Raw genomic sequence first — 23,320 nt, 5'->3', positions numbered from 1 at the left:
CGCGGTCCCGGTCCCCTTCGGGGACAAGTAGCAGTTCCCGCGGGCCACTCACTCTCCGGGGACGAGGAGTCCGCCTTCGTAGGCCAGGATCACCAGCTGGGCACGGTCATGCGCCCTGACCTTGGTCATGATCCGGTTCACGTGGGTCTTCGCCGTGTGCGGGGAGATGACGAACGTCTCGGCGATCTGCTGGTTCGACAGTCCGCGCCCGACCAGTTCGAGCACCTCGCGTTCCCGGTCGGTCAGCTGGGCCAGCGCCTGCGCCGCCGCGTCCGACACGGCGGGACGGGGCCCCGGGGAGGTCACGCACCGGGCGATGAGTCCGCGCGTCGCCGCCGGTGACAGCAGTGCGTCGCCGTCCGCGACCGCGTGGACGGCACGGATGATCTCCTCCGGCTCCGCCCCCTTGCCGATGAACCCGCTGGCCCCGGCGCGCAAGGCGGCAACGACGTACTCGTCCTCCTCGAAGGTGGTGAGGACCAGGACGCGGCTGTCGGCGTTCGCCGGGTCCGAGCAGATGCGTTCGGTGGCGGCGATGCCGTCGAGACGGGGCATGCGGATGTCCGTCAGTACCACGTCCGGGTGCAGTTCGGCGGTCATGGACACGGCCTCCAGCCCGTCGGCCGCCGCACCGACCACCTCGGTGTCCGGGGTACTGGACAGGATGTCGACGACGGCCTGACGGATCAGGACCTGGTCGTCGACGACGAGCACGGTGGTCACGGGTGTTCCTCCCTGGCAAGCGGCAGCTCAGCGGTGAGCGTGAATGTCCCGTCCGATTCTACGGCGGTGACGGACCCTCCCACCGCCGCCACACGTTCACGCAGTCCGGTGAGCCCCAGGAAGCCGTGCGGGGCGTCCGGCTGGTTGCGCCCGTCCCGGGACACCGGGTTGCTGACCCGCACAGACACGACGCGCCGCTCCGGACCGGTGGTGACGCCGGTCGCGAGTTCCGCGATGTTGCCCGAACCGTGTTTGTGCGCGTTGGTCAGCCCCTCCTGCACCACGCGGTAGACGACCCGCCCGGTGGTGTCGTCGACGGTCGACAGGTCCCCGTCGGAGGACCGGTGCACCGTGAGCCCCGCCGCGGCGACGGAGGCCACGAGGTCGTCCAGGTCCTCCACACCCGGCTGCGGGAGTTCCACGGCCCCGCGGGCTCCGTCATCGCCTGGGTCCCCTGGGTCCCCGGCGCGAAGGTAGCGCAGCAGTACACCGATGTCGCCGAGCACCTCGCGTGAGGCCTCCCGGATCCTGCCGAGTGAGTCGCGCGCCTTGTCCGGCCGGGAGTCCAGCGAGCTGGACGCCACCCCGGCGTTCAGGCTGATCACCGAGATCCGGTGGGCGACGGTGTCGTGCAGGTCCTGGGCGATGCGTAGCCGTTCCTCTGCCACCCGCCTCCGGGCCTCCGCCTCACGGGTCTGTTCGGCACGTTCGGCACGCTCGGTGGCCGCCCGGGCGTACTCCCGTCGGGACCGGAAACTGTCTCCCAGGGCGGTGGCGACGGCGATGCCCGCGGCGATCTGGAAGACCTGCGGGTCCAGGGTCAGCCGGTCGTCGGTGAACAGACTCAGCACCGCCACCACGACCGCACCCGCCGTACCGCAGCCCAGGGCCACACGACGTGGGGCGCCGGTCGCCGCGGCGAATGCGGCGACGATCGCAGCGACACCCGGCCCCAGGGTCGGCACGCCGAGCAGGACGGTGCCCACGTACACCGCCAGGCAGGCCGCGAGGACCGTCAACGGCCAGCGACGACGCAGGGGCATCAGCGCCGCGGCCAGCACCACCGCGCCCGTGACGACGAGGTCCAGACGGTGGTCCGGCATCCCTCCCGTCTGCCCGGCGGGATCTCCGGGGCCGCCTGGACCGAAAGGCCCGAGGGGTCCGGTCCCTGGGCCTGGGCCCGGCACGGCGACGGAGGCGAGGACCAGCACGATGACCGCCAGATCCCCGACCCACACCGGGATCCGCGCGGGTCGCTCACGGTTGGGCGGGGTGCGGGTTTCAGGCCGGGTCATGACGCCATTGTGCAGTATCGGCGCCCCGCCCGACGCTCGCGGTGCGCTCGTCGACGGAGTGTTCCTGGACGCCGACGGGATCGGCAACGTCGGCAATGTCGGGAACGTCGGAGTCCGGAGGGACGGGTTCGACAATCCTGCGGCGGACCGGGTGCCCGGAGGAACCGCCGACCACGACCCAGCGTTCCCGGTACTCCCGGAGAGGTTCCGGGACGGGGCCGCTCTCCGGGGAGGCGGCGGCCGCCACACCGCCCCCAGTGTGCTCTGGTGTGTGCTCTGGTGTGCGCTCTGGTGTGCGCTCTGTCCCGTCACTGTCCAGGGCGTCGCGGACGATCCGGCGCGGGTCGTAGGCCCGGAACCTGTTGTTCCATGTCGTGGGGTCCATCGCGGCGACGGGGACGCCCAGTTCCTCCTCGGCCCGTCGTCTCGTCGACTCGGTGAAGCTGCGGAAGTTCCTGATGACGGTGGCGAGCTTCTCCGCGTAGAGCGGCAGCCGCTGCGGGCCGATGACGACGGCCGCCACCATGCCGACGACGATGATCTTCTCGATGCTGAGTCCGAACATGTCAGCACACTCCTTCAAGACTGGACGTCCGGTTGTCCACCCGCCGTTCGGCAGGTCCGGTGGTGCCGGTGGGGTGCCGCCGGTCGTGGATCCAGGCGATGCCGAGTGAGACCCCGAACAGCACCGCCATCGGGACGGCGATCAGGAACATCGACAGCAGGTCGGCCGACGGGGTCACCAGGGCGCTTAAGACCACGATGCTCACGGTGATCCCCCGCCAGCTGCGGGCGACCGTCCGGGCCGGCAGCACCCCCAGGACGTTGAGGAGGACGATGAAGGCGGGGAAGGTGAATGCCACACCGGCGGCGAGCACGAGCTTGAGCACGAAGTCGAAGTAGTAGGAGGCCTGCAGCAGCGTGCTGTCGTCGGCGGACGCGAATCCGGCGAGCAGCTCAACGATCCGGGGAAACACCGCCACACCGGCCGCGCACCCGGCGACGAACAGGGGGATCACCGCGGCGAGGAAGCCGAAGGCGTGGTGCTTCTCCCGGCCGATCAACGCGGGAGCCACGTAGGCCAGGATCTGGTAGAGCCAGACGGGACTGGCCAGGGCGATTCCGCCGAACAGGGCGATGCGGAGTTTCAGGTCGAAGGCGCCGGTGACGCTGTCGTAGTTGATGGCGGCGGCACGGGTCTGCGCGATGTCGACGACCGGTGCCCGCAGCACCTCCAGTACCTGGTCGGAGAGCAGGTAGGCGACGACTGCCGCGACCACGAGGGCTGCCGTGGCACGGGTGAGTCTCCTGCGCCCTTCGAGCAGGTGGCCGGACAACGGCATGCCGGTCGGCCCTGCGGTCGCGGGCGTCATGACGTGAGCTTCCGCTCCACGCCGTCCACGGTGTGCATCGCCGGTGCCTGTCCGGCGTCCGGTGCGACCGGGGTGGCCGGTGCGCCGGCCGGTGCGGGGTCGGACGCCTCGGTCTTCAGGATCCGGACGGACTGGCCGAGGCTCTTGGCCAGGGCGGGTAGCTTCGCTGCGCCGAAGAGCAGAAGGATGACGGCGAGGATGACCAGGGCGTGCATTCCGGTGAGGTTCTGCAGCATGACGTACTCCTTAGGTGGGTGCCAGCGGTGTGGCAGGTGGGTTGGCTTGTTGTGTCGGGGGGACTGGTGGGGTCAGCTGGGGTCAGGTGGTGTCAGGACGCGGTCTCGCCGGAGGTCCCCGAACTTCCCGGCGCACCGGGCGCACCGTCCGGTGCACCGCCCTCGGGCATTCCGCCGTCCGGCATGCCGCCGCTGGGCGGTTCACCGCCCGGACCGCCCTCGCCACCCGGGGCCCCACCGCCGGTGGGTTCGGTGGTGGTGTCCACCCGTACCGTCAGCGCGGCGGTGTAGCCCTTGTCCGCGTCACCGATGACCGAGGCCATCTGCAGTTCCGCGGAATCCTCACCGAAGACGTTGTCGGTGGCCAGGGTGATCCGGGAGAGGTTGTCCGCCGAGCCGTCGTACACCGCGGAGGTGTAGACCTCGTCCAGGACGTCCTGCGGGAACGCCATCTGGGAGGTGGCGACGGCGTTTGCCGAGTCGTCGGTGGAGTCGACGTCCGGGTAGACCTCGAAATGGATGTGGGTCCAGCGTCCCGTGTAGCAGCCCGGCATCACGGAGGTGAAGGTCACTCTGCCCTCGGCGTCGGCGACCTGCACACCGCGCAGCCATGTCTCGTCCTCGACCCCTTCGGAGTACATGGAGTACCGCCCCTGGGCGTCGCAGTGCCAGGCGTAGACGGCGACGTCGGCGAACGGGGAGTCCCCGTCGGCGATGTCGGTGACGGTGAAGGTGAATTCCAACGGAACACCGTCCACCGGGGCGTCGGCCCCGATACTGGAACGGATGTCGCTGCGCACGATGCCGGACTCCTGCAGGACGTCCGGGCCGTTCGACCCGTCAGCCGGGTAGGGTCCGGCGGTCTCGTCGGGGATCTCAGCGTCCGGCAGGTCCGCGGAGTCGACGCTCCCCGCGGTGGTGGTGACGCCGCCGGAGGATGAACCGGAACCGTCCGAGCACGCCGCCAGGGCGACGGCCCCGGCACCGGCGATGCCGGCGCCGATGAACATGCGACGACTCACCAGGGTGCGCAGGTCGAAGCCGACACCCTGGTCGACGACCTCCTCGTCCGGGCGGTCGAGAAGGCGGCCCTCGTAGGCGGGGCCGTCGGGGGTGGAAGTGGGTTCGGGTACACGGGTGGCCATGATGGTCTCCTTGGTTGGCGGGACCGCGGTGGCTATCCGTCACCGCGGTGGTGACCCCGTCAACTCTCGTCGACCGCGCGGCCCGGCGCGTCCCCCGTACGCGGACACCTGTGTACCCCGTCCGCGGTATACGCCGCTACGACACCGGCCGTACACTGCCGGGTGACTGCCCGGTCACCACCGACTCCGGGCACATCGCCTCGGCCAGGGCCCCTCCTACCCGGCCGGCCCCCACCCATCCCGCTCCTGAGCCTTACGCTAGGAGGCCTGGTCCTGCCACACCACGGCGGTCGCCACCGCCGCGACACCTTCACCACGGCCGGTGAACCCCAGGTGGTCGGTGGTGGTGGCCGAGACACTCACCGGTGCCCCGAGATGCCCGGAGAGCACCCGTTCGGCCTCCTCCCGCCGCGGCCCCATCTTCGGGCGGTTTCCGACCATCTGCACCGCCGCATTGCCGATGGTGAAACCGTGGGACTCCAGCAGGTCCCGGCACTCGGTGAGCAGCCGGGCGCCGGTGACCCCGGCGTACTCGTCACGTCCGACCCCGACGAAGGAACCGAGGTCGCCGAGCCCGGACGCCGACAGCAGGGCGTCGACGACTGCGTGTGCCACGACATCGCCGTCGGAGTGCCCCTCACACCCGTCGGCGCCCTCGAAGAACAGGCCCGCCATCCAACACGGTTTCCCGGCCTGCACCTGGTGGGCGTCGGTGGCGACCCCTACTCGCGGAATGATCATGCCGTCCTCCCGTCGCCGACCAACCGGTGGGCCCGTGCCAGGTCCTCCGGCAGCGTGATCTTGAACGCCTGTGGATCACCGGCGACCGCCACGACGGTCTCCCCCGCCATCTCCATCAGCGAGGAGTCGTCGGTGACGTCCACCGGCGCCAGCGCCGACGGAGGCTCACCGGTGGGGTGCGCGGAATCCAGCTCCTCGCGCGCCTGCTGCATACGGTTCGCCGCGAGCAGCCGGTCGAGTGCGAAGACCTGCGGGGTCTGCGCGGCGCGCAGGGTACGGCGCTGCGGGGTCGAGCGGATGACCTCCGCGCCGTCGAGTGCCCCGCCGGGCTCGGTCTCGACGACCTTGACGGTGTCGGTCACCGGCACGACCGGCACCACACCGGCCCAGGTCCCCTCGGCGACCCCCTCGGCGGCCGTGGCGATCGTCGCACGGATCATCTCCGGAGGCGTGAGGCACCGGGCGGCGTCGTGGACGGCGACGAGGACGCCCACGGTGCCTGCGTCCTGGCCGTCGTGATCGTCCGGGTTATCCGGGTCGTCCCCGGTGCCGGGGAAACGCCCCCGCGCCGCCTCCAGGCCCGCCCGGACGGAGTCCGCGCGGTCGGTGCCCCCGAGGACCACGGACACCCCCATCGGTGCCCACAGGCCGATCTGGTTGTCCACCAGCGCGTTCGCATGGTCGGCCATGTCGGTGGAGACCGTCACCACCGTGTGGCCCACCGCCGCGGAGGCGGCGAGACCGTCCAGGCACCGCTCCAGGATGCTGCGCCCCGCGACCTCGACGAACGCCTTCGGCAGGACCTCCCCCAGCCGGGTCCCGCTACCGGCCGCCGCCACGACGGCCACGACCCGGTCAGGACTGTCCACGGCCACGTCCCCTGGCCCGGTCACCGGAGTCAGTCCTCGTCTTCGCCGAGCTCGTCGTCGAGATCGACGGACTGCGGCGCATCCTCCTCGGCGACACCGGCGGCACGACGGGCGGCGGACTCCTCACGGTGCCGCACGATGGTCTCCTCCATCGTGCGGACGGTGGCGTCCGCCTTCTCGTCGTCCACCCCCTCGGCCAGCGCCAACTCGCCGACGAGCACCAGACGCGCCTTGGCCAGCATGCGCTTCTCGCCGGCGGACAGGCCACGGTCCTGGTCACGACGCCACAGGTCACGGACGACCTCGGCGACACGGTTCACGTCACCGGACGCCAGTCGCTCCTGGTTCGCCTTGTAGCGGCGGGACCAGTTGCCGGCCTCCTCCACGTCGGTCTCACGCAGGACGGAGAACACCTTGAGCAGGCCTTCCTCACCCACGACATCGCGGACGCCCACCGTCTCGGCGTTGGCTGCGGGCACGCGGACGAGCAGATCCCCCTGGTTCACCCGGAGCACGAGGTAGTCGACCGGCTCCCCCTTGAAAACGCGCTGCTCAATTCCCTCGATCACTGCTGCACCGTGGTGGGGGTAAACGACGACGTCCCCGATGTTGAACTCCATGACGAGCCAGTTTAGCACCCCCGCACCTGCCCTCGCCGCATACCTGCACTCCTGTGCCGGTCACGCTGTCCGATCCGTCCCGACCCGACCTCAACCCCACCCCAGCCCGCCCCAGTCCACCCCGTATGGGCCCATCAGGGGTGGGGCGAACTAGGTGTCCTGCCCCCTGAGGGGTTAATGTGGACTCGACGAAACCCGCCGCCCTGACACGTGTCGGGACATATCATCTGCAGTTGACGGCCCCGGACGGGGCTCAGATGGAGGAGAACCACAGTGAAGAACCGGAAGCCCGCCGCTCGTCGGCTGCTCGCCGTCACCGCCGGTTGCGCGGCCCTGGCCCTGTCCGCCTGCGGTGCGGGCCAGGTCTCCCAGACCGCCAACCAGGTCGCCGCGGTCAACGGGACGAACGGCGAACTCGGCGACGCCGTCGTCCGGGACGTCACCCTGGTCACCCAGGAGGACAACTCGGTCGCACTGAAGTTCAACGCCTCCAACCAGGGCATCGACGGCGAGGACGTCACCCTGCAGAGCGTGTCGGTGCAGGACGCGTCGGTGGACCTCGGCAAGAGGGTCACCCTCGCCCCGGACTGCTCGGTGGTCGCCGACTCGTCGGCCGCCATCGCGGAGATGAACCCGTCCGACGCCACCGTGGGTTGCACCCAGTACCTGGAGACCACGGTGGAGGGCGAGAACTTCTACAACGGCGCCGCCCGCACGGTGACCTTCACCTTCGACAACGGCGACATCGAGGTCAACGCACCGATCGTGGCCTGGTACGCCGACGCGGGCCAGACCTACCGCCACCAGGACGGCGTCAACCGCGAAGGCGCCGACGCCATCGACGGCGAGCACGAGGGCTCAGAGATCCGCTGATCCCGCGCCCCGACGCCGAGCGCGCATCCCCCTCCCCCGGGGCGATGCGCGTTTTTCATGTCCGACCCCGCTACTAGTCTGTGAGCCATGGCCACGAAAACCACGAACCGCAAAACCCGTAGCACCTACGGCTGCTCATCCTGTGGCCACCAGGTGTCCAAATGGGTGGGCCGCTGCCCCTCCTGCCACGAGTGGGGAACCATGGACGCCCTCGGTGCCCCCACCACCGGGACCTCCACCCCGACCGGGCTCACCCCGACGTCACCCGCCAGAGCGGTCACCGACATCGACCCCACCATCGCCAAGCACCGCCCCAGCGGCATCGGGGAACTCGACCGGGTCCTCGGCGGCGGTGTCGTCCCCGGCAGTGCCGTGCTGCTCGCCGGCGAGCCGGGCGTCGGTAAATCGACCCTCTTGCTCGAGGTCGCCAACCGGTGGGCGCGGCAGGACCGCAGCGTGCTGTACCTCACCGCGGAGGAGTCGGTCGGCCAGGTGCGTCACCGTGCCGAACGGACCGGCGCGCTCTGCCCGTCGCTGTTCCTCGCCGCCGAGCACGACCTGGAGACCGCGCTCGGGCAGATCGACGCCGTCCAGCCCGAACTGGTCATCGTCGACTCGCTGCAGACGCTCAACGCCTCCGGTGTCGAAGGCGTGGCCGGCGGTGTGGCGCAGACCCGCGCCGTCGCCGCGACGTTGACGACCCTGGCGAAGTCCACGGGTGTCCCCGTCCTGCTCGTCGGGCACGTCACCAAGGACGGCAATGTCGCCGGCCCCCGCACCGTCGAACACCTCGTGGACGTGGTCCTCAACTTCGAGGGCGACCGGCGCAGCTCACTGCGTTTCCTGCGCGGCCAGAAGAACCGCTTCGGGGCGACGGACGAGGTCGGGTGCTTCGAGCAGACCTCCGACGGCATCCGCGCCGTCGCCGACCCGTCCGGGCTGTTCCTGCACCACCGGGACGAACCGGTGGCGGGAACGGCCGTGACGGTGCTGATGGACGGCCGGCGGCCGATGCTCGGCGAGATCCAGACCCTCGCCCTGGAGACCCAGATGCACACGCCGCGGCGGGTGGTCACCGGTATCGACGCCAGCCGTGTCGCCGTCGTCCTGGCCGTGCTCGCCAAACGTGCCGGGGTCGACCTGATGGGCCACGAGGTCTACGCGGCGACGGTCGGCGGGATGAAGATCAACGAGCCGGGTGCGGACCTGGCCCTCGCCCTGGCCCTGGCCTCGACCGCCTCCGGGACGGCCCTGCCGACCGGACTGGTGGCCGTGGGCGAAGTGGGCCTGGGCGGGGAGGTACGCCGGGTCCCGGACCTGCGCCTGCGCCTGGCGGAGGCGCGTCGGCTGGGGTTCACCACCGCGGTCGTCCCCGACTCCACCCGGGGTGCCGACCGCACCACCCCGCCCGCGGGCCTCCGGGTCATCGCCGTGGGGACCGTGCAGGAGGCGGTGGCGAAGATCGGCCTCACGCGAGGTTGAACGTCTGCGACTCCGAGGTATTGTCACCGATGTGGCCGTAGACCATGTACGCGCCGCTACCGACGGGCTGACGGTCCGCACAGGAACCCGGGGAGGAAGTGGTGCGCGACCATGCGGTCATCTCGAAGGTGCGGGACTGGTCCGCGTCCAGCCGCAGCCGCCCGGTCGACGTCGGCGAGTTGCAGTCGGTGTCACCCCAGACCCGGGTGTACCCGGAGTCCATGGTGAAGACCTCGAACTTCAGCTCATTCTCCCCCAGGTCGATGTCGCACTCCCCGGACGTGGGGTTGGTGACCTCCAGGAAGAAGTTCGGCTGCTGGCCGTCGCGGAACGTCGGGGCCCCGGGACGCACGGACAGCTGGAGGTCGTCGAGCTCGCACGTCGTCTTCGACGCGACCTCGTCAGGCACCCCACGGGGCTCCGAAGGCTCAGCCGACGCCGACGGGGAGGCCAACCGGGACGCCTCCGTCGAGGTCGCACTGCTCTCGGCCGACCCCGACGCCGCCGCCGTCGACCCCGCCGTCGTCGCGGCGGTGGACTCCGAGGTCTGCGCGACCTGGTCCTGGGCGTCGTCCCCTCCGGTCAGCGAACTGATGACCCACCACAACAACGCGACGACCACGACCAGAACCACCACCGCCGTGATACGACGGCGCTGGTAGATTTCCGGGGGCAACGGCCGGGGATCATTACGCTGACTCACACAACCAGTGTAACCAGCACCGACGACGCCATGACGTCATGACACCCCGACGTCGTGACACCCCGTCAGACACGGCGGTCAGACACGGCCGTCAGTGAACCTCGGTGGCGGGGACCCCGTCGATGTCGAGCCCGTAGCTGGCGACGGGCTCCGCCAGGCCATCCGACAGGCGGTACCGCATGCCGACCACACCGCAGAGCCCCTCGCGGAGTCGCTCCATGATCCCGGGTGAACGGTCGACGATGTGGTTGGCGATCTCCACGACATGGTGCTTCTCGAAGTCCTCCCCGGTGTCCGCGCCCTGCGACCGGGCCGCCAGCAGTGACGGGGTGACCTTCTCGACGAGCACGCGCTGGAACCCCGGGGGCATGCTGCCGGTGGCCAGTGCGGTCTGTGCGGCCGCGACCGCACCACAACTCTCGTGCCCGAGCACCACGACCAACGGGACACCCAGGGACACCACCGCGAACTCCAGGGAGGCCAGCACCGACAGGTCGGTGATCTCCCCGGCGGTACGGATCACGAAGAGGTCGCCGAGGCCCTGGTCGAAGACGATCTCCACGGGGACACGGGAGTCCGAACATGCGAGGACGACCGCGTTGGGACGCTGGCCGCCGGTGAGCAGCTCGCGCCGTCCGCGGTCCTGGTTCGGGTGCGCGGAGTCCTCGTCCATGAAGCGGCGGTTGCCCGCCATCAGCAGCTCGACGGCCTCCTGGGGGGTCAGGTGGCCCCGGTCGCCGTCGCCGTATCCGGCAGTGCCGCCGTTCGCAGTGGTGTGGTCAGAAGTCATGCCGACTATTCTGCCACCGCCTTTTGCCGCACGCCCGTCCGTACGGCACAGTAGGGTCCAGTGGACACCGTGACGACCCCCGACAACCAGGCGACGCCTACGCCCACCGACAGTCCGGCCTCACTGGGGTCGGTGCTCAACCGGTGGTACGACGACCATGCCCGCGACCTACCGTGGCGGGACCCGGACACCACCCCGTGGGCCGTCCTGCTCAGCGAGATCATGTCCCAGCAGACCCCCGTCGCCCGGGTGATCCCCCTCTGGACCGCCTGGTTGGAGCGGTGGCCGACCCCCGCCGACCTGGCCGAGGCCCCCACCGACGACATCCTGCGCGCCTGGGCGAACCTCGGCTACCCGCGGCGTGCACTGCGGCTACGCGAGTGCGCACGTGCCGTCGTCGCCGAGCATGGCGGACAGGTCCCGGACACCGTGGCCGAGCTGGTCGCGCTGCCCGGAATCGGCGACTACACCGCCCGCGCCGTCGCCGCCTTCGCCTTCGGCCGGGCGGTACCGGTCGTCGACACGAACGTCCGCCGTGTCCAGCGTCGTCTCGCCCGCGGCGAGTTCCTGCAGGGCCCGGCGAAGGCGGGGGACCTGGCCGACGTCGCCGACCTGATGCCCTGGGTCGACGAGGACCCTGCGCTGCTCAAGCGCGGGTACCGCAATCCGCGGCACGACCCACGGGCCCACGGGGAGGCGCTGGGGATGTGCGCGTCGCTGATGGAGCTCGGTGCCACGGTCTGCACCGCACGGTCCCCGCGGTGCGACGCCTGCCCGGTGTCGGACCGTTGCCGCTGGGTCGCCCTCGGGCGCCCCGCCCCCAGTGCGGCGGAGTCCGCCGCGGCGAAGAAGAGGGTCCAGAAGTTCGAGGGCACCGACCGCCAGGTGCGCGGCCGGATCATGGCGATCCTGCGCGCCGACGGCACCACCGAGGTCACCGCCGACGACCTCACCGCCACCAGTGAGGACGCCGACCAGCGGGCCCGCGCACTGACCTCGCTGGTCGCCGACGGACTCGTGACGCAGCAGGGCGCCGGCCCGACGGCACGGTACCGGTTACCCCGGTAACGGGCCGCCGGGACCGGCGCCCTGTGTGGTCCAGCCCCGGGAGCTAGTCGCGGTGCTCCCCGGCGGTGACGTCCTGGGTCTCGGGCAGGTCACCGTCGTCGGTCGCCGCCTCGATGACGTTCTCCTGCGCGTCCCCGGCGTCGACACCCGGCTCTACCGCGATCTCCGGCAGCGGCTTCGGACGGGAGCCGAAAACGAACTTCGCACCCTCACCCTTGCCGGTGCCGTCCCAGTTCTCGACGTCCACGGTGACGATCTCGCCGGCACCCAGCTCGCCGAACAGGATCTTCTCGGACAGGTGGTCCTCGATCTCCCGCTGGATCGTCCGACGCAGCGGACGGGCGCCCAGCACCGGGTCGAAGCCACGGACGGCGAGCAGGTTCTTCGCGTTCTCGGACAGCTCCAGGCCCATGTCCTTCTCCGCCAGTGCCTTACGCACCCGACCGGTCAGCAGGTCGACCATCTGGACGATCTGCTCACGGGTCAGCTGGTGGAAGACCACGATGTCGTCGATACGGTTGAGGAACTCCGGGCGGAAGTGCTTCTTCAGCTCGTCGTTGACCTTCGACTTCATCCGGTCGTACTGGGCCTCCTCGTCTGCCTCACCGGCACCGGAGAAGCCCATGCCCACGGCCTTGGAGATGTCCCTGGTGCCCAGGTTCGAGGTGAAGATCAGGACGGTGTTCTTGAAGTCCACCATCCGGCCCTGGCCGTCGGTGAGACGACCGTCCTCGAGGACCTGCAGCAGGGTGTTGTAGATCTCCGAGTGCGCCTTCTCTATCTCGTCGAAGAGGACCACGGAGAACGGCTTGCGACGGACCTTCTCGGTCAGCTGGCCGCCCTCGTCGTAGCCGACGTATCCGGGGGGTGCACCAAACAGACGCGACGCGGTGAACTTGTCGTGGAACTCGCCCATGTCGATCTGGATCAGCGAGTCGTCGTCGCCGAAGAGGAACTCCGCCAGCGCCTTCGACAGCTCGGTCTTACCGACACCGGACGGGCCGGCGAAGATGAACGAACCGCTCGGACGCTTCGGGTCCTTCAACCCCGCGCGGGTACGACGGATCGCCCGGGAGACCGCCTTGACCGCGTCCTCCTGGCCGATGATCCGCTTGTGCAGCTCATCCTCCATGTGCAGCAGCCGGGTGGACTCCTCCTCGGTGAGGCGGACGACCGGGATACCGGTCCAGGTGCCCAGCACCTCGGCGATCTGCTCCTCGCCGACCTCGGCGACGTCGTCGAGTTCACCGGCGCGCCACTGCTTCTCCTTCTCCGCACGCTCCTCGGTGAGCTTGCGCTCGTCGTCGCGCAGGGAGGCCGCCTTCTCGAAGTCCTGGTCGTCGATGGCCGCTTCCTTGGCCCGACGGACCTCGGCGATCCGGTCGTCGACGTCCTGGATCGCCTTCGGGGCGGTCATGCGCTTGATCCGCATGCGCGCACCGGCCTCGTCGATGAGGTCGACGGCCTTGTCCGGCAGGAACCGGTCGTTGATGTAGCGGTCCGACAGCCGGGCGGCGGCCGCGAGGGCGCCGTCGGTGATGGAGACCCGGTGGTGCGCCTCGTAGCGGTCACGGAGACCCTTGAGGATCTCGATCGTCATCTCGGCGCTCGGCTCCGGCACCTGCACCGGCTGGAAACGACGCTCGAGGGCGGCGTCCTTCTCGATGTGCTTGCGGTACTCGTCCAGGGTCGTCGCACCGATGGTCTGCAGCTCGCCGCGGGCCAGCTTCGGCTTCAGGATGCTGGCGGCGTCGATCGCCCCCTCGGCGGCACCCGCGCCGACGAGGGTGTGGATCTCGTCGATGAACAGGATGATGTCGCCGCGCTGGTTGATCTCCTTGAGGACCTTCTTCAGGCGCTCCTCGAAGTCACCGCGGTACCGGGAACCGGCGACCAGTGACCCCAGGTCCAGCGAGTAGAGCTGCTTGTCCTTGAGGGTCTCGGGCACCTTGCCGTTGACGATGTCCAGCGCGAGCCCCTCGACGACGGCGGTCTTGCCCACGCCGGGCTCACCGATGAGAACGGGGTTGTTCTTCGTGCGGCGCGAGAGCACCTGCATGATGCGCTCGACCTCCTTCTCACGGCCGACGACCGGATCCAGCTTGCCGTCCTTGGCCGCCTGGGTCAGGTTGCGCCCGAACTGGTCCAGGACCAGCGAGTTGGACTTCTGGCCCGGCTTACCGGCCGACGCGGAGTCCGAGGACGAACCGACACCCGCGGTGGCGGGCTCGTCCGGAGCCGCCTCCGGCTCGGTGCCCTCGTAACCGGAGAGCAGCTGGATGACCTGCTGACGCACCCGGGACAGGTCGGCGCCGAGCTTGACCAGCACCTGTGCGGCCACGCCCTCGCCCTCGCGGATGAGCCCGAGCAGGATGTGCTCGGTGCCGATGTACTTGTGGCCGAGCTGCAGCGCCTCGCGCAGGGCGAGCTCCAGGACCTTCTTGGCCCGGGGGGTGAAGGGGATGTACCCGCTCGGCGGGTGCCCACCGGTGCCGATGATGTCCTCGACCTCGGTACGCACCGCCTCCAGGGAAATGCCCATGGATTCGAGAGCCTTGGCGGCGACGCCCTCACCCTCGTGGATCAGCCCCAGCAGGATGTGCTCGGTGCCGATGTAGTTGTGGTTGAGCGCGCGGGCTTCTTCCTGCGCCAGGACGACGACCCGTCGCGCACGGTCGGTGAACCTCTCGAACATTTGCTCTCCCTCGCTTCAAGGTCCGGATGTGGGGACCACCTTAGTGATTCGGCGTCGCCACGTTGAGTCACTTTGTACAACGGTGACCCTCCTGAACTTGTTCCCCGGGCGACACCACCCCCACGACCCCTTATACATGCAGGTCATCGACCATTTTCGCGGACATCCGCGGCCTTGTACGCCGTCAGCGAACAGGCGTTTCCCGGACCGTCCCGACCCCATCCGGCTATTCCGGCGAAACGAACCATTTTTATCTGTAACCTGTCTTACACGAGCCAGCCCCCTGCATGGTCTGTCACATCACTGTCGCAGCCTCGCCGAACACGAAGGAGAACCATGAGCGGATCCGAACCCGCAGTCACGCTGAAACAACTTCCGCAGCTCGCCGAAGGAGCGATCCCGCTGGTCAAGTCCGGCGTCTTCGGAGCGATGAGCCCCGTGGCCATGGGCAAGGCCCTGAAGGCCATCGTCCAGTGGTCGTTCACGCCCGCCGGCCTGCTCGCGATCGGCGCGGCACAGGACCCCTACCACACCGCGATCCTCGACGACGCCGGGTCCATCACCTACGGCGAACTCCACGACCAGACGAACAAACTGGCCGAGGCCCTGTACCGCACCGGGGTCCGGGAGCGCGACAAGATCGGGATGCTCAGCCGCAACCACCGCGGTTTCATCATGACCCTGTGCGCCCACGGACGTCTCGGCACCGACATCGTGCTGTTCAACACCGGTGCGTCCGCGGAGCAGACCCGCGCCGTGATGAAGGAGCAGAAGATCGACCTGCTCTTCATCGACGAGGAGTTCATCCCGCTGCTCCCCAAGGGCTTCGACGACTGCCCGGTGGTCGTCAACTGGGAGGAGAACCAGGACACCGCCGCCGCACCCCTCACCCCCGAGGAGCGCGAGGCGCAGGCGGCGGACATCGAGTACGCCAGCAACGTCGCCGACGCCCAGAAGAACGAGGACCACGCCACCAGGAACCCCGACTGGCCGACGCTGACCGAGGTCCTGCGCACGGGCCCGGCCGAGTCGAAGATCCCGGCACGTCCCCGCCGCGGCCGCACGATCATCCTGACCTCGGGCACGACCGGCACCCCGAAGGGCGCGCGGCGTCCGGAGCCGAAGACGTACCTCCCGGCGTCCTCGATCATGTCCAGGATCCCGCTGAAGCACCACCGCGGCTACTACGTGCCTGCGCCGATGTTCCACCTCTGGGGGTTCTGCCAGATCCAGCTGGGGCTGGCACTACGCGCGACGTTCATCCTGCAGCGCAAGTTCTCCCCCCGTGCGGCCGTCAAGCTCATCGAGGCGAACCGTCCGGCGAACATCGCCATCGTCCCCACGCAGCTGCGCCGCCTCCTCGAGGCCGTGCCGGAGAACTTCAGCCCCGGGGTCAAGTCCATCGTGGCCTGCGGCGAGGCACTCCCGCCGCGGGTCATCAGGGACACGCACGAGAAGTTCGGGAAGGTGCTCTACAACCTCTACGGCTCCACCGAGATCAGCTGGGCCTCGATCGCCCAGCCCCACGAGCTCGAGGAGCACCCGACCACCGCGGGCAAGCCGCCGATGGCGACCGTGCTGAAGATTGTCGACGACGACGGCAACGACGTCCCGGAAGGTGTCGTCGGCCGCGTCTTCGTGGGTAACGACCTGCTGTTCGAGGGCTACACCCGCCCGGGTGTGGACAAGGAGAACATCGACGGCCTGGTCTCCACCGGCGATCTCGGCTACTACGAGGACGGCCTGTTCTACCTGGCCGGACGCAGCGACGACATGATCGTCTCCGGCGGCGAGAACGTGTACCCGCAGGAGGCGGAGGACGTCATCTCGGACATGCCCGAGGTCTACGAGGTCGCCGTCCACGGTGTCGCCGACCCCGACTTCGGCCAGGCCCTCGCCGCCTACGTCGTGCTCACCGACGAGGAGAAGAACCGCGAAGGCTTCGAGGAACGTGCGAAGGCCGCCGTCAAGGCGAAGCTCGCGCGCCACAACGTCCCCCGCTACTTCGTCTTCATGGACGTCCTGCCCCGCAACGCGGTGGGCAAGATCGTCCCCCGGGAGCTCCCCTCCGTGAACAACGGGATGGAGGACGACGCCGCGTAAAGCCGCGCCGCCCCACCCCCTCCGCGTCCCGACAGCGGCCCGCAGACCCCGTCTGCGGGCCGCTGTCATGTCGTGTGCCGGGTCGCGGCCCATCTGCCCTGCAGCGGGGTATTCTCCGTGGACAACACCACAAATCCACCTCTCCCCGCCGGAGGTCACGATGGCCCCAGATAGTCCAGGCAACCCAGGCACCCCAGACAGCCCCGACGACCGGAAGTCGCCTCCCCGCGCGCTGCTCGTCATCGGCGGCGTCGTGCTCGTCCTCCTCGCCGTCCCGGGAGGCGTGTTCACCGCGCTGTTCATTCTCTCGCTGGTGCTCCGGATGTGATGAGCCCCCGTCCTCACGCCAGTGCGACGGGGGTCACCGCGGTGACGACGACAGGCGGCGTCACCGCACGGTCCCCGGCGTAAGTGTCGGCCGACGCCGGGGACGTTCCACAGAGCGCAACCATGAGACTGGAAGCGCCCGGCCAATCCTAACGAAAATAGTTTCCATGTAATGGCGTCGCCCCCTCCCACGGGGGGACGCATAAGGGATGGAAGCGGGATGCAGGCAGGATGGAACGGCGGCAGCGACGACGAAAGCGGCCGCCGGTCATGGTGACCGACGGCCGCGATAACGGCGTGACCTGCTACTTCAGCTGTGCGGAGGACAGCTCCAGCTCACGGCGGGCGACGACCAGCTGCTGGATCTGCTGGGTGCCCTCGAAGATGTCCAGGATCTTCGAGTCGCGCGACCACTTCTCGAGCAGGGAGCGCTCGGAGTAGCCGTAGGTGCCGGCGAGTTCGACGGCGCGCAGGGTCAGCTCGGTGGCCATACGGCCGGCCTTCGCCTTGCACTCGGAGGCTTCCTTGTTGTTCGGCTGCTTGTTGTCGGCCATCCAGGCGGCGCGCAGCGTCATCAGGTACGCGGCCTCCCAGTCCGCCTCGAGGCGGATGTACTCGGCCACGGCCGCGGGCTGGTTCCAGCTCGGGGCGTCGTAGTCGATCTCCAGGCCGGCCTTCGTGAGGATCGTCCGCAGCTTCTCGAGGGAGGCGCGGGCGACACCGACGGCCATGCCGGCGACCAGCGGACGGGTGTTGTCGAACGTCGCCATGACGCCGCCGAAGCCCTTCTTCGTGTCGACCTCGGGGGAACCCAGCAGGTTCTCCTTCGGGACGCGCACGTTGTCCAGGATGAAGTGGGCGGTGTCGGAGGCGCGGATGCCGAGCTTGTGCTCCAGACGGGCCAGCTCGAAGCCCGGGGTATCGCGCGGGACGACGAAGGACTTGATGGCCGCGCGACCGGCGGACTTGTCGACCGAGGCCCAGACGACGACGTGGGTGCACCGGTCACCGGCGGTCACGAAGATCTTCTCGCCGTTGAGGACGTACTCGTCACCGTCCAACCGGGCCGTGGTGGCGACGGCGGCGGAGTCGGAACCGAACTGCGGCTCGGTGATCGCCATGGCGGCCCAGACCTTGCCGAAGCGCTCGAGCTGCTCGTCGGTGGCGACCGCGGCGATCGCGGAGTTCCCGAGGCCCTGGTAGGGGATGGAGAGCGTCAGTCCGACATCGCCCCAGCAGGTCTCGATGACGTTGAGCAGGGAGGTCATGTTACCGCCGTTGCGGACGCCCTCGGACTTCTTCTTGCTGTCGGCGCGGCCGCCGGATGCTCCGCCGACGTTTCCGCCGCCGTCACTCATGCCTTCGACCAGCGAGGACATCGTGTCGAGTTCTATGGGACGCTCGTGCTCGGCGAGGTCGTACTTGCGGGCGATCGGGCGGAAGATCTCTGCGGCGGCCTGGTGTGCCTGGTTGATGGTCCCGCGCAGCTTCTTCGGGAGTTCGAGGTTGATCATTTCAGTGCTCCTTCGATGTTGTTACTGACGGGACTTACAGGACCACGACGCCTTCGGCGACACCGATGGCACGCAGGTCGCGGTACCACTTCTCCACCGGGTGCTCCTTGGTGTAGCCGTGCCCGCCGAGCAGCTGGACACCGTCGAGACCGATCTGCATGCCACGGTCGGCGGCGAAACGGTGCGCGAGCCCCGCCTCACGGTTGAAGGACAGGCCCTGGTCGATACGGGAGACACCGCGCAGCATGATCATGCGCATGCCGTCGAGCTCGATGCGGATGTTGGCGACCATGAAGGCGACGGACTGCCGGTGGGCGATGGGCTCGCCGAACGCCTCGCGCTCCTTGACGTAGGGCTTGACGTACTCGAGCACGGCCTCGGAGGTGCCGACGGCCAGGGCGGCCCACCCCAGACGGGCACGGCGGATGATCTCGGCGTAGTTCTCGGTGCGGGTCTCGGTGTCCAGGTCGGCACCGCCCAGCAGGTTGGCGGCCGGCACCTTGACGTCCTTGAGCAGGACGCGGCCCAGGCCGGCGGCGCGGATACCCATCGACGGGTCGGCCTCGACGACGACACCCTCGGTGGAGGACTCCACGATGGCGAAGGTGTTCACCCCGTCGAGGTCGACGGCGACGACGAAGAGCTCCGCGGAACCGGCGTTGGGAACCAGGGTCTTCACACCGTTGATGACGATGTCGTTGCCCTCGCGCTTGGCGGTGGTCTGCAGGACGAAGGGGTCGAACAGGGCACGGGACTCGTTGACGATCACGGCGGCCTGGGGCACCGACTCGCCGGCGAACTCCGGCAGGTAGGTCTTCTGCTGCGCGTCGTCGCCGTAGTTGGTGAGGGTCGTGGCGACACCGGCGGGAGCCAGGATCGCGACGGCCTGGCCCATGTCACCGAAGGCGAGGGCCTCGGCGACGAGGGCGGAGGTGGTGGAGGCGGACTCGGAGGCCAGGCCCTCGTACTCCTCCGGCAGGCTGACCAGGGAGATACCCAGCTCAGCGGCGTTGTCCAGGACCTCCTTGGGGGTCTCGGCGGCTTCGTCGGCGTCGTGGGCACCGGGACGGAGCTGCTCCTCGGCGAACTCGCGGACGGCGGAGGCGAGCATCTCCTGGTCCTCGGTGGGGGTCAGGTCGAAGAGCGCCTTCGCCGGCTTCTTCGGCTCGGTGGTGGCGTCGCCCTCGCCGCCCTGGGCCTCCAGGCGCACCGGCTTCCCGGAGCCCTTGGACTTCTTGAACTGGCGGTTGATGGCACCGAGGGTGCGCATCCCGCCCTTGGTGGACTCGTAGGCCACACGGTCGACCTTCTCGTTCAGCCCGTACTTGACGGCCAGGTCGGATCCGGTGAAGCGGGTCAGGACACGCATCGCGGTGCCGATGGCATCACGCTTGATGGTGTTGAGGCCCGGCGTGGAGTCGTTCCGCTTGCTTCGGTCACTCATGATGAGGCAGCTACCTTTCGCTGTACTCGTTGTCGCCCCGGTGGTCACCGGCGGACGGACAGTCATTGACAGTCATGGAGTTGGGTCGGACAGATAATGATTACATCATAACCACGAACCATGATCCGCGTCACAAATGACGGAATTCGACGACCGTCACACAGTCACCCGGGGAAACAATTAGATCAGGGCAGGTGAAACGCCTGCCCTGCACCCCCGGACCCCACCCCCGTAGTGACCCCTACAGTCCCCGCCGCCGGCTCAGCTGTCGCGTTCCGGCTTCACCATCGGGAACAGCACCGTCTCCCGGATCCCCAGTCCGGTCAGTGCCATCAGCAGCCGGTCGATCCCCATGCCGTTGCCGGACGTCGGGGGCATGCCCTGCTCCATCGCCGCCAGGAAGTCCTCGTCCAGCACCATCGCCTCGTCGTCGCCGCCGGCGGCCAGGCGCGCCTGGTCCTCGAAGCGTTCACGCTGGACGACCGGGTCCACCAGCTCGGAGTACCCGGTGGCCAGCTCGAACCCGCGGACGTAGAGGTCCCACTTCTCCGTCACACCCCGCTTGCTGCGGTGCTGACGGGTCAACGGCGAGGTCTCGACCGGGAAGTCCCGGACGAAGACCGGGCCGTACAGCTGGTCCTCGCACAGCACCTCCCAGATCTCCTCGACGAGCTTGCCGTGGCCCCAGCCACCCTTCTCCGGGACCGGCAGCCCGACCACGGCGGCCAGCGCCTTGAGGTCCTCGACCGAGGTGTCCACGGTGACCTCGTCCACCACGTCCTGGTCGGGGAACTTGCGGTGCAGCGCCTCGTTCAGGGAGGGGTACATCTCCATGGTCCGCCACTCACCGCCGAAGTCGTACTCGGTACCGTCCACCAGGGTGACCGTGGTGGAACCGAACACCTCCTCGGCGATCTCCTGGATGACCTCGCGGATCATCGTCGCACCGGTGTCGTAGGTGCCGTAGGCCTGGTAGGTCTCCAGCATCGCGAACTCCGGCGAGTGCGAGGAGTCCACGCCCTCGTTGCGGAAGTTGCGGTTGACCTCGAAGACCCGGTCGATGCCGCCGACCACGCAGCGCTTGAGGTACAGCTCCGGAGCGATGCGCAGGTAGAGGTCGATATCCAGGGCGTTGGAGTGCGTCTCGAACGGACGTGCCGCGGCACCACCGTGGAGGGTCTGCAGCATCGGGGTCTCGACCTCCAGGAAGTCCCGCCGCTCCAGGGCGTGGCGCAGGGCGCGCATGACCTTGATCCTGGTCACCGCGTTGGTCCGCGCCTGCTCACGCATGATCAGGTCGGTGTAGCGGTGCCGGATGCGGGTGTCCTCGCTGAGCTCCTTGTGCGCGACCGGTAGCGGACGCAGCGACTTCGAGGCCATCGACCAGGAGTCCGCCATCACGGAGAGCTCGCCACGCTTCGAGGCCACGACACGGCCGTGGACGTAGACGAAGTCGCCGAGGTCCACGTCAGACTTCCAGGACGCCAGCGCGTCCTCCCCCACCTCGGCGAGCGACAGCATCGCCTGCAGCTGGGTGCCGTCGCCGTCCTGGATGCGGGCGAACGCCAGCTTGCCGGTGTTGCGCACGAAGATCACGCGGCCGGCGATGCCGACGGGCTCCGTGGTCTCCTCGCCCGGTTCCAGGTAGGTGACGCCCCCGGCGCGCTCCACCGCGGCGGCCTCGTCCTCGTCCTTCGGCAGTACCGCGTAGGACGCGACGATCTCCTTGAGTGCATGGGTGCGGGGGACCTCCGCCGGGTACGGGTCCCGGCCCTCGGCGAGGAGACGGTCACGCTTGCCGCGGCGCACCTTCACCTGCTCGGGGAGGTCACCGCCGTCAACCTCCGGGGGGACCTGAGATGCATTCTGGGGGGAGTTCTTCGCGTCAGTCACGGTGCCCCAGCCTACTGCATGGCCGCGCACGGACCTGCCCCGAGCCTGACCGGCCGACCCGCGGGGACGGCCCACCGTTGACATCAAACTGATATCACTTTACTGTTAAGTGATATCAGTTTCCGGAGACGCCGGGAACGGAGAGGACACCATGGCAACCGAGACCGCCGTCGCCGGGACACCCGTCGGCCACGACGGCACCAACGTCAACATCAGCGAACACCGCGCGTGGTCGGGATCCACCGGGCTCGCGGTGTTCGCCCTCCTCGGCGGGATCGTCGCCTTCCTCGCCGCCGTCGCCCTCATCGTCTGGTCCTCGGTCGGCATGGGGACGGAGAAGCTCGCCGCCGGGACCGGGGGGACGCTCATCGGCGTGGGGGTCGTCGTGATCCTCCTGTCCGTGGTGGTCCTGGCGATGCTGCGGGTCATCAACCCGGGGCACACCCAGGTCGTCCAGTTCTTCGGGCGCTACCTGGGCACCAACCGCACCACCGGGCTCACCCTCGTCCCGCCGCTGGCCACCAGCCGGAAGGTCAGCGTCCGGGTCCGCAACTTCGAGACCAACGAGATCAAGGTCAACGACCTCAACGGCAACCCGGTGAAGATCGGCGCGATCGTCGTCTGGCAGGTGTCCGACACCGCCAAGGCCACCTTCTCCGTCGAGGACGTCGAGGAGTTCATCCACTCGCAGTCCGAGTCCGCGCTGCGCCACGTCGCCACCACCCACCCCTACGACTCCGTGCCGGGACGCATCAACGCCGACGGCACCACCGGTGCCGCCGCGACCAGCCTGGCCGGCTCCACCGACGTGGTCTCGCAGGAGCTCGCCGACGAGGTCGCCGCGCGCGTCGCCGTCGCCGGCCTCGAGATCGTCGAGGCGAGGATCTCCGCGCTGTCCTACGCCCCCGAGATCGCCGGTGCGATGCTGCAGCGCCAGCAGGCACAGGCCGTGGTCGACGCCCGTGAGCAGATCGTCGACGGCGCGGTGTCGATGGTCCAGACCGCCCTCGACCAGCTCGAGGAGCGTGACATCGTCGACCTCGACCCGGAACGCCGGGCCTCGATGGTCTCCAACCTGCTCGTGGTCCTGTGCTCCGACTCCTCGACCCAACCGGTGATCAACACCGGTGGTCTCCATGGCGCGTAAGAACGTTCCACTTCGCATCGACCCGGCGGTCTACGACGCGATCGCCCGCTGGGCCCATGACGACCTGCGCAGCGTCAACGCCCAGATCGAGGTCATGCTGCGTGACCAACTGCGCCAGGCAGGACGGCTACCGAAGAGCACCGGGAGCCTGCCGCGACGTGGACGGCCGCCGAAACAGTCCTCTCCCGGGGACGACACGGCCGGCTGACGGCGCGGGCCGGGTCCTGCTCCGGGGACTCCGCCGGGGAGGCCGCCGAGATAAGTCTGTCGCCGTGCAGC

At 69.2% G+C, this 23,320-nt stretch carries 21 protein-coding genes and 1 pseudogene; 7 read left to right on the top strand and 15 right to left on the bottom strand.

Annotation, left to right across the window (positions count from 1 at the left end; translation table 11 throughout):
- Positions 1-48: 48 nt before the first annotated feature.
- The 9 genes from MUN33_RS10180 to MUN33_RS10140 all read right to left on the bottom strand — a co-directional run bounded on the left by MUN33_RS10180 (position 49) and on the right by MUN33_RS10140 (position 7,002).
- Entirely contained in the window at positions 49-723 is a 675-nt protein-coding gene (locus tag MUN33_RS10180; RefSeq protein ID WP_244804802.1) for a response regulator transcription factor, read from the bottom strand.
- Positions 720-2,018: a sensor histidine kinase gene (locus tag MUN33_RS10175; protein ID WP_244804801.1), complete on the bottom strand. Its 1,299-nt coding sequence runs from the start codon at positions 2,016-2,018 to the stop codon at positions 720-722. The genes MUN33_RS10180 and MUN33_RS10175 overlap by 4 nt, the downstream gene beginning before the upstream one ends.
- The gene (locus MUN33_RS10170; protein ID WP_244804800.1) at positions 2,005-2,583 is read right to left on the bottom strand and encodes a twin-arginine translocase TatA/TatE family subunit; all 579 of its coding nucleotides are present in this window, start codon (positions 2,581-2,583) and stop codon (positions 2,005-2,007) included. Before MUN33_RS10170 ends, MUN33_RS10175 begins: the two co-directional genes overlap by 14 nt.
- 1 nt (position 2,584) lies before the next feature.
- On the bottom strand, positions 2,585-3,391 hold the full coding sequence (gene tatC, locus MUN33_RS10165) for a twin-arginine translocase subunit TatC (RefSeq protein WP_244804799.1): 807 nt from the start codon (positions 3,389-3,391) through the stop codon (positions 2,585-2,587).
- Positions 3,388-3,627 (bottom strand): twin-arginine translocase TatA/TatE family subunit, encoded by a 240-nt coding sequence (locus MUN33_RS10160; protein ID WP_244804798.1) that lies wholly within the window; start codon positions 3,625-3,627, stop codon positions 3,388-3,390. Before MUN33_RS10160 ends, tatC begins: the two co-directional genes overlap by 4 nt.
- A 92-nt stretch (positions 3,628-3,719) precedes the next feature.
- On the bottom strand, positions 3,720-4,772 hold the full coding sequence (locus tag MUN33_RS10155; RefSeq protein ID WP_244804797.1) for an intradiol ring-cleavage dioxygenase: 1,053 nt from the start codon (positions 4,770-4,772) through the stop codon (positions 3,720-3,722).
- A gap of 258 nt (positions 4,773-5,030) precedes the next feature.
- A complete protein-coding gene (gene ispF, locus MUN33_RS10150; RefSeq protein ID WP_244804796.1) occupies positions 5,031-5,513 on the bottom strand; it encodes a 2-C-methyl-D-erythritol 2,4-cyclodiphosphate synthase in 483 nt (160 codons plus the stop codon).
- Entirely contained in the window at positions 5,510-6,406 is an 897-nt protein-coding gene (locus tag MUN33_RS10145) for an IspD/TarI family cytidylyltransferase (RefSeq protein WP_244804795.1), read from the bottom strand. Before MUN33_RS10145 ends, ispF begins: the two co-directional genes overlap by 4 nt.
- A gap of 5 nt (positions 6,407-6,411) precedes the next feature.
- Positions 6,412-7,002 (bottom strand): CarD family transcriptional regulator, encoded by a 591-nt coding sequence (locus MUN33_RS10140; protein ID WP_244804794.1) that lies wholly within the window; start codon positions 7,000-7,002, stop codon positions 6,412-6,414.
- Positions 7,003-7,275: 273 nt separating this feature from the next.
- Here MUN33_RS10140 and MUN33_RS10135 point away from each other — a divergent pair, with 273 nt between their 5' ends.
- Positions 7,276-7,875 carry a hypothetical protein gene (locus MUN33_RS10135; RefSeq protein WP_244804793.1) on the top strand — a complete coding sequence of 200 codons (600 nt, stop codon included), beginning with the start codon at positions 7,276-7,278 and terminating at the stop codon, positions 7,873-7,875.
- A gap of 87 nt (positions 7,876-7,962) precedes the next feature.
- The gene (gene radA / locus MUN33_RS10130; RefSeq protein ID WP_244804792.1) at positions 7,963-9,357 is read left to right on the top strand and encodes a DNA repair protein RadA; all 1,395 of its coding nucleotides are present in this window, start codon (positions 7,963-7,965) and stop codon (positions 9,355-9,357) included.
- Here radA and MUN33_RS10125 read toward each other — a convergent pair.
- The gene (locus MUN33_RS10125) at positions 9,344-10,060 is read right to left on the bottom strand and encodes a hypothetical protein (RefSeq protein WP_244804902.1); all 717 of its coding nucleotides are present in this window, start codon (positions 10,058-10,060) and stop codon (positions 9,344-9,346) included. The two genes, radA and MUN33_RS10125, sit on opposite strands and share 14 nt — an antisense overlap.
- Before the next feature lie 91 nt (positions 10,061-10,151).
- On the bottom strand, positions 10,152-10,754 hold the full coding sequence (locus MUN33_RS10120; protein WP_244804891.1) for a carbonic anhydrase: 603 nt from the start codon (positions 10,752-10,754) through the stop codon (positions 10,152-10,154).
- A 165-nt stretch (positions 10,755-10,919) separates the two neighbouring features.
- On the opposite strand from MUN33_RS10120, the gene MUN33_RS10115 reads away from it, so the two are divergent.
- Positions 10,920-11,918: an iron-sulfur binding domain-containing protein gene (locus MUN33_RS10115; RefSeq protein ID WP_439647852.1), complete on the top strand. Its 999-nt coding sequence runs from the start codon at positions 10,920-10,922 to the stop codon at positions 11,916-11,918.
- Between the two features lie 165 nt (positions 11,919-12,083).
- On the opposite strand, the pseudogene MUN33_RS10110 reads toward MUN33_RS10115, so the two are convergent.
- Positions 12,084-14,613: pseudogene (locus MUN33_RS10110) on the bottom strand (ATP-dependent Clp protease ATP-binding subunit); the annotation flags it as partial.
- A 336-nt stretch (positions 14,614-14,949) separates the two neighbouring features.
- Between MUN33_RS10110 and MUN33_RS10105 the strand changes: the two are divergent.
- On the top strand, positions 14,950-16,716 hold the full coding sequence (locus MUN33_RS10105; protein WP_244804790.1) for an AMP-binding protein: 1,767 nt from the start codon (positions 14,950-14,952) through the stop codon (positions 16,714-16,716).
- A 160-nt stretch (positions 16,717-16,876) separates the two neighbouring features.
- The gene (locus MUN33_RS10100) at positions 16,877-17,044 is read left to right on the top strand and encodes a hypothetical protein (protein ID WP_244804789.1); all 168 of its coding nucleotides are present in this window, start codon (positions 16,877-16,879) and stop codon (positions 17,042-17,044) included.
- Positions 17,045-17,348: 304 nt separating this feature from the next.
- Here MUN33_RS10100 and MUN33_RS10095 read toward each other — a convergent pair whose 3' ends face one another.
- From MUN33_RS10095 to lysS, 3 genes are all read right to left on the bottom strand, one after another.
- Positions 17,349-18,557 carry an acyl-CoA dehydrogenase family protein gene (locus MUN33_RS10095; RefSeq protein ID WP_244804788.1) on the bottom strand — a complete coding sequence of 403 codons (1,209 nt, stop codon included), beginning with the start codon at positions 18,555-18,557 and terminating at the stop codon, positions 17,349-17,351.
- Between the two features lie 34 nt (positions 18,558-18,591).
- Complete coding sequence (locus MUN33_RS10090) at positions 18,592-20,001, bottom strand: acyl-CoA dehydrogenase family protein (protein ID WP_244804787.1); 1,410 nt, start codon at positions 19,999-20,001, stop codon at positions 18,592-18,594.
- Positions 20,002-20,262: 261 nt separating this feature from the next.
- Positions 20,263-21,894 (bottom strand): lysine--tRNA ligase, encoded by a 1,632-nt coding sequence (gene lysS, locus MUN33_RS10085; protein ID WP_244804786.1) that lies wholly within the window; start codon positions 21,892-21,894, stop codon positions 20,263-20,265.
- A gap of 151 nt (positions 21,895-22,045) precedes the next feature.
- On the opposite strand from lysS, the gene MUN33_RS10080 reads away from it, so the two are divergent.
- Complete coding sequence (locus MUN33_RS10080) at positions 22,046-23,041, top strand: SPFH domain-containing protein (RefSeq protein WP_244804785.1); 996 nt, start codon at positions 22,046-22,048, stop codon at positions 23,039-23,041.
- Positions 23,031-23,249, top strand: coding sequence for a type II toxin-antitoxin system antitoxin (locus MUN33_RS10075; protein ID WP_244804784.1), 219 nt, complete (start codon positions 23,031-23,033; stop codon positions 23,247-23,249). The genes MUN33_RS10080 and MUN33_RS10075 overlap by 11 nt, the downstream gene beginning before the upstream one ends.
- Positions 23,250-23,320 lie beyond the last annotated feature (71 nt).

This window comes from Corynebacterium kalidii (genome assembly GCF_022869005.1).
GTDB lineage: Bacteria > Actinomycetota > Actinomycetes > Mycobacteriales > Mycobacteriaceae > Corynebacterium > Corynebacterium kalidii.
The sequence above is the reverse complement of the archived record's forward strand: the minus strand, read 5'-3'. Positions and strand labels throughout refer to the sequence as shown.

Bases quoted from the DNA above. Each gene is read 5' to 3' on its own strand.
- MUN33_RS10175 (WP_244804801.1), bottom strand. From the start codon at position 2,018: ATGACCCGGCCTGAAACCCGCACCCCGCCCAACCGTGAGCGACCCGCG.
- MUN33_RS10170 (WP_244804800.1), bottom strand. From the start codon at position 2,583: ATGTTCGGACTCAGCATCGAGAAGATCATCGTCGTCGGCATGGTGGCG.
- tatC (WP_244804799.1), bottom strand. From the start codon at position 3,391: ATGACGCCCGCGACCGCAGGGCCGACCGGCATGCCGTTGTCCGGCCAC.
- MUN33_RS10160 (WP_244804798.1), bottom strand. From the start codon at position 3,627: ATGCTGCAGAACCTCACCGGAATGCACGCCCTGGTCATCCTCGCCGTC.
- MUN33_RS10155 (WP_244804797.1), bottom strand. From the start codon at position 4,772: ATGGCCACCCGTGTACCCGAACCCACTTCCACCCCCGACGGCCCCGCC.
- ispF (WP_244804796.1), bottom strand. From the start codon at position 5,513: ATGATCATTCCGCGAGTAGGGGTCGCCACCGACGCCCACCAGGTGCAG.
- MUN33_RS10140 (WP_244804794.1), bottom strand. From the start codon at position 7,002: ATGGAGTTCAACATCGGGGACGTCGTCGTTTACCCCCACCACGGTGCA.
- radA (WP_244804792.1), top strand. From the start codon at position 7,963: ATGGCCACGAAAACCACGAACCGCAAAACCCGTAGCACCTACGGCTGC.
- MUN33_RS10120 (WP_244804891.1), bottom strand. From the start codon at position 10,754: ATGGCGGGCAACCGCCGCTTCATGGACGAGGACTCCGCGCACCCGAAC.
- MUN33_RS10105 (WP_244804790.1), top strand. From the start codon at position 14,950: ATGAGCGGATCCGAACCCGCAGTCACGCTGAAACAACTTCCGCAGCTC.
- MUN33_RS10100 (WP_244804789.1), top strand. From the start codon at position 16,877: ATGGCCCCAGATAGTCCAGGCAACCCAGGCACCCCAGACAGCCCCGAC.
- MUN33_RS10095 (WP_244804788.1), bottom strand. From the start codon at position 18,557: ATGATCAACCTCGAACTCCCGAAGAAGCTGCGCGGGACCATCAACCAG.
- MUN33_RS10090 (WP_244804787.1), bottom strand. From the start codon at position 20,001: ATGAGTGACCGAAGCAAGCGGAACGACTCCACGCCGGGCCTCAACACC.
- MUN33_RS10080 (WP_244804785.1), top strand. From the start codon at position 22,046: ATGGCAACCGAGACCGCCGTCGCCGGGACACCCGTCGGCCACGACGGC.
- MUN33_RS10075 (WP_244804784.1), top strand. From the start codon at position 23,031: ATGGCGCGTAAGAACGTTCCACTTCGCATCGACCCGGCGGTCTACGAC.